Origin of the sequence: Mediterraneibacter agrestimuris (assembly GCF_943193195.1) — a bacterium.
Lineage (GTDB): Bacteria > Bacillota > Clostridia > Lachnospirales > Lachnospiraceae > Schaedlerella > Schaedlerella agrestimuris.
The window spans coordinates 1-4,959 of the sequence record NZ_CALPDG010000086.1 but is presented as its reverse complement, the minus strand read 5'-3'; the positions used below and the strand labels follow the sequence as shown (position 1 = coordinate 4,959).

General features: G+C 40.3%; 8 protein-coding genes and 1 pseudogene. 7 read left to right on the top strand and 2 right to left on the bottom strand.

Annotated features, from left to right (window positions below):
- Window positions 1–487 precede the first annotated feature (487 nt).
- The 5 genes and pseudogenes from NFS18_RS18865 to NFS18_RS18845 all read left to right on the top strand — a co-directional run bounded on the left by NFS18_RS18865 (window position 488) and on the right by NFS18_RS18845 (window position 2,746).
- Window positions 488–709, top strand: coding sequence for a hypothetical protein (locus NFS18_RS18865; RefSeq protein ID WP_251393073.1), 222 nt, complete (start codon window positions 488–490; stop codon window positions 707–709).
- A gap of 44 nt (window positions 710–753) precedes the next feature.
- Window positions 754–1,767, top strand: a complete 1,014-nt coding sequence (locus NFS18_RS18860) for a Fic family protein (protein WP_251393071.1) — start codon at window positions 754–756, stop codon at window positions 1,765–1,767.
- Window positions 1,749–1,901: a hypothetical protein gene (locus NFS18_RS20045; RefSeq protein WP_251393069.1), complete on the top strand. Its 153-nt coding sequence runs from the start codon at window positions 1,749–1,751 to the stop codon at window positions 1,899–1,901. Before NFS18_RS18860 ends, NFS18_RS20045 begins: the two co-directional genes overlap by 19 nt.
- Window positions 1,865–2,134, top strand: a pseudogene (locus NFS18_RS18850) (lysine--tRNA ligase); the annotation flags it as partial. The gene NFS18_RS20045 and the pseudogene NFS18_RS18850, both read left to right, overlap by 37 nt.
- A 132-nt stretch (window positions 2,135–2,266) precedes the next feature.
- Window positions 2,267–2,746, top strand: a complete 480-nt coding sequence (locus tag NFS18_RS18845; RefSeq protein WP_277613685.1) for a zinc ribbon domain-containing protein — start codon at window positions 2,267–2,269, stop codon at window positions 2,744–2,746.
- 144 nt (window positions 2,747–2,890) lie between these two features.
- Here NFS18_RS18845 and NFS18_RS18835 read toward each other — a convergent pair whose 3' ends face one another.
- Window positions 2,891–3,490: a Crp/Fnr family transcriptional regulator gene (locus NFS18_RS18835; protein ID WP_251393067.1), complete on the bottom strand. Its 600-nt coding sequence runs from the start codon at window positions 3,488–3,490 to the stop codon at window positions 2,891–2,893.
- 153 nt (window positions 3,491–3,643) lie between these two features.
- On the opposite strand from NFS18_RS18835, the gene NFS18_RS18830 reads away from it, so the two are divergent.
- Both NFS18_RS18830 and NFS18_RS18825 read left to right on the top strand, forming a co-directional pair.
- Window positions 3,644–4,360 carry an ATP-binding protein gene (locus NFS18_RS18830; RefSeq protein WP_251393065.1) on the top strand — a complete coding sequence of 239 codons (717 nt, stop codon included), beginning with the start codon at window positions 3,644–3,646 and terminating at the stop codon, window positions 4,358–4,360.
- A 14-nt stretch (window positions 4,361–4,374) separates the two neighbouring features.
- Window positions 4,375–4,698 (top strand): cupin domain-containing protein, encoded by a 324-nt coding sequence (locus NFS18_RS18825; RefSeq protein ID WP_251393063.1) that lies wholly within the window; start codon window positions 4,375–4,377, stop codon window positions 4,696–4,698.
- A gap of 49 nt (window positions 4,699–4,747) precedes the next feature.
- On the opposite strand, the gene NFS18_RS18820 is transcribed toward NFS18_RS18825, so the two are convergent.
- The coding region (locus tag NFS18_RS18820; protein WP_251393061.1) for a hypothetical protein at window positions 4,748–4,959 on the bottom strand (212 nt) is incomplete at its 5' end.

Sequence of the window (4,959 nt, the reverse complement as noted above, 5' to 3'; positions counted from 1 at the left end):
AAGTTATGTTGAACCGCCGTATGCCGAACGGCACGTACTGGTGGTGTGAGAGGGGGATTAAATTCCCCCTACTCGATAAAGAGAAATACAGATTGCATTAAATTTTAATCAGAAGGCTTTCCAGACATATTTAAAGGAATTGATGAAAAACATCCTGAATGGTGATTCCCATTACCGTTTTGTTGGAGATGTGGATATAATCCTGCATCCTGTAGGCAGAGTTCTTCCATAGGTTTATTACCAGTCCATTTCATAGAAAGAAGCGATATTTGATATATAAGCTTCTGCAGTCCGAGAAGAACGGTTACGAATCAGGAATTCTTCTTTTAGTTGTTCAAAATATTTTTCGTACATTAAAAAACCTCCATATAAAATCAGCATTAAAAACACTGCTTACGTGGAGGTGCATTAGCATCATAAAAATGCTTGTAAAACAAGCAATTAGATAGTATTATTTTCATACGCAGTGGTCGGGATAAGCCCGTTTTTGAAGTATGTTTTTACTTTAAGTGAAGAAGGAACGACAACTGTTCAGGAACTTCAGGAAATCGAAGAAACTGATAGCGAAACCATTTTGAAATATGTAGTCGAATGCCTTGATATAGATGATGTTGTTATTTGGAAAAATCAAAAAGGTGAAATTTATCAAACAGTTCCTACTAATAAAGTAAAACTTATTAGTAATTCCATAGCGGAGTATTTAGCGTAGAAAATACGTACAATGGTATATAAGCAAAGAAATGAGGAAACAAGATGAATAAAGACCCATTTAAGGAATATCTGAGGGAGTCTGAGCCGGATAAAGTCAGTAAAGGCTATGCGTGGAGTACAGCAATCGGACTTCAGGCTGTAGATGGACTGAAAACCTCGCAGTATTTGATTGATACGGCTATTCAAAATATTGAGGGAAAAATCACCATAAAAGAAGCGCAAAATCTCATAGACAACTACTATGAGGAAAGACCGGCGCATTTGTTGGACGACGAGCGTACAGAAGAAGCGGATAAGGTATCTTCCCGTATCGCACAGATACTTTCAGAAACAGCATTTTCATTCTCTCCGAATGAGTATATCTCTATCCACCGGAAGCTGTTTCAGGGTATCTATAAACATGCCGGAAAGATAAGGGATTACAATATTACGAAAAAAGAATGGGTGCTTGACGGAGCGACCGTCCTCTATGGCAGCGCTTCAGAACTGAAAGTAACTCTAGAATATGATTTTTCACAGGAAAAAGACTTTAGTTACAAAAGACTTTCGATGGAGGAAATCATTCATCACCTTGCAGTCTTTGTTTCGAGATTATGGCAAATCCATATCTTTGGAGAAGGCAATACGAGAACGACGGCAGTTTTCTTTATCAAGTATTTGAGAACCCTTGGCTTTTCTGCTGCAAATGATATTTTTGCGGAAAATTCTTGGTATTTCAGAAACGCACTCGTTAGAGCAAATTATACCAATTTGCAAAAAGGCATTCACGATACAACCGAGTATTTGGAGGTGTTTTTAAGGAATTTGCTTTTGAACGAGAAAAATGAGTTGCACAACTGCAATCTGCACAAAGTGGACTTGGGCACGGTGAAAAAGTGGACATTGAAGAAACAAAAGTGGATATTGAAACCGGAAAAGTGGATATTGGAAGTGTGCTTGCCAAAAAAGGACAAGATTTCTCAGCGAAAACAACCATTCATATCCATAGGTTATTTGAAAAATTCGGCTATGACGAAATCTTCGGAAGAAGCGCTGTTATGGCGCTTCTTGAATTAAAGGCTTCCGGTGCGTCCAAGCTGATTTCCAATTTGGTAGAGGCAGATGTGATTGAAGCTGTATCCGGCTACGGGAAAGGAAAATACAAATTTAAGAAGTACCGAAGTCAAAGAAGCTTCTCAAGTTTACAATAGATGATGGAGAACGTAAAGACCGTGTGATTTTAAGCAGTATTCACGAGTATTATGAGCCGAAAGAACTGGTTGGAAAGACTTGTATCGCAATCACAAATCTGCCTCCAAGACCGATGATGGGTATTGCCTCTTGCGGTATGCTGATTTCAGCCGTACACGAGGAAGATGGTCGTGAAGGGCTCAATCTCTTGATGGTTGATAACCACATTCCGGCAGGTGCAAAGCTGTATTAAGATGAGATAATGAGCCTTGCGGCGGAGTGCGAAGCACGGCAACGGCAGAGCTGCACAAGATAACAGCAACCGCAGGTTGCTTGTAGTGGCAGTCACCGGCGGTTATAATGATAGTGTAAGGAGGTGCTTTATATGAACACCAAAGAAGTGATATATGAGCTTCGCACTAAAAAGGGAATGTCGCAAGATGACCTTGCAGAAAGAGTATTTGTTACAAGGCAGGCTGTTTCTCGTTGGGAAAACGGAGAGACCGTTCCGAATACAGAAACTTTGAAATTGTTGTCCAAGTTGTTTGATGTTTCAATTAACACACTTTTAGGCTCACCGAGAAAACTTATCTGCCAATGTTGCGGAATGCCGCTTAAAGATGATGCAATCATAGGTCATAATCACGATGGCACATTTAACGAGGACTATTGCAAGTGGTGCTACGCTGATGGAACTTATACCTATAATGATATGAATGATTTGATTGAAGTCTGTGTTAAAAATATGGTAAGTGAAAATTTCACTGAGGAGCAGGTTCGTTCTTATATGAAAGGCTTACTTCCAAAATTAGATTACTGGAAACGTTACGATGAACTCAGTGATAACGGACAATTTGAAAAATGACGTAATGATCTGGTGATTGCAAATGTTTCCAAAGTTTCTTCTATTAGTTGATTTTTGAATTCGTTTCCACGATCACTATGAAAAATATTGATCTTTCGCAATTCTGCTGTAATTTTAGGGGCTCTATAATTTTGATGAGAATCCTCATAAATCTTTTGGATTTTTTATAGTAAAAGTATTTTTGTTATATTCAATCAGACCGTCATTCCTCATTTTTCCCAGTTCCTTTGATAAAGCACTGCGGTCCAGGTTCAGATAGTCTGCCAGCTGCTGGCGGTCGAAAGGGATTACAATTTTTTGGCTTCCCTGTGCGGTAATTTGCTGCGAAAAATAAGAAGACAGCCGTCCACGTATTGTTTTGGACGATGTGTGCAGGATGCGTCTGGAAAGTTGCAGGTTTTTCGCTGCACTGATCATGACAAGGTTATGGATAAGCCTGTTTTGGCTGCCGCAGAGCGAACAGGGTGTGAACAGTCTTGGAATGTTTATGAACAAAATGTCACAGTCCTCATTAGCTACTGCATCTACCATCATGGGTTCATTCGGTATACAGGCATAGGATTCCGCAAATACCTCCCCGGTAGAGATAATGCCAAGGATGCTTTTATTCCCCCAGAGATCCGTGTGTTCAATCCGAATGTTCCCGGAAAGAATAAGACCTATATCTGTCACGATGCTTCCTCTGCCCAAAATCACAAGTCCCTTTCTATATTTTTCCGTCCGAAAATCCAGATGCTCCGACATATTTTGGATATCCTCTTCTGAACATCCCCGAAAAAGAGCTGTTTTGGAAATAAAATTTAAAATAACAAAAACCTCGTTTCCGTGGTTATAACCACATATTTCTGAAAAAAATTATAGTATAATCAAGAACATAAAGTCAAGGAGGATTACAGAATGATCAGGAAGATTATAAAAATTGACGAAAGCAAGTGCAATGGCTGCGGCGCATGTGCTGCGGCATGCCACGAAGGGGCAATTGAAATGATTGAAGGTAAAGCAGTACTTACCCGTGAGGATTATTGTGATGGTTTGGGAGAATGTCTGCCGGAGTGCTCGACCGGCGCCATCAGCTTTGAGGAACGGGAAGCACCCGCATATGACGAAGCTGCTGTTTTTGCTACTAAACAAAAGAAGACAAAAGAACAGGACATAAAACTTCCCCATGTGGGTTGTCCGGGTATGCAGGCATGCCAAATAGCGTCTTCGAAAACGGAAGATACTCTTTCCTATATGCCGACAGTAGTTTCACGGCTCGGCCAATGGCCCTGTCAGATTAAGCTTGCCCCTGTGAATGCCCCCTATTTTAACGGAGCAAAACTGCTGATTGCGGCTGACTGTACTGCATATGCATATGCAAACATCCATGAGGATTTTATGAAGGGAAAAGTCACACTTATCGGCTGTCCCAAACTTGATTCTGTTGATTACAGCGAAAAGATAATGGAAATAATAAAGAATAACGATATAAAAAATGTTACCATCCTGCGGATGGAAGTTCCCTGCTGCAGAGGGCTTGAGATGGCTGCAAAAAAAGCCTTGCAGGAAAGGGAGAAACTTATTCCGTGGCAGGTTATAACCATATCGATTGACGGAAAAATTCTTGAAGATTAAAAAGGAGACGCTTTATGTACAAAAACATTGAAAAACAGACAAAATTACAGTTGAAAGACCAGATTGACTATCAACCCGGTCAGGTAGTCAGCAAAACACTTGTGCAGAATGATAAGGTCAGTATGACAATTTTTTCATTTGACAAGGGTGAAGAAATCTCCACCCACGCCGCAGGCGGAGATGCGATAGTAACCGTTCTGGAAGGAACCGGGAGTTTTACCGTTGGCGGTGAAGTTTTTTCTGTGAATGAAGGTGAGACGCTGATCATGCCGAAAGATATTCCACATGCTGTATGCGGTGAAGAAAAATTTAAAATGCAGCTTACCGTTTCATTTTGATTATATTTAAAAGATGTAAAAGCAAAGGCAGAGGATGTAACAGAAAATTTTACAGATTGATACTATAGGAATATATAGGAATACCCAGGCTATGATGTGCCTGGGTATTTCTATAATCCGAATAAATCAGCATCAGTGCCGGTATGTCTAATAAATCGTACTTTTCTGGACAAAATGCCGGCAAACCAGAAGGATGCACAAAGGACATAAAACATAGTCGATCGGGAAAAGGAATTCCCGAAGTTAATTTCAAGGAGGAAG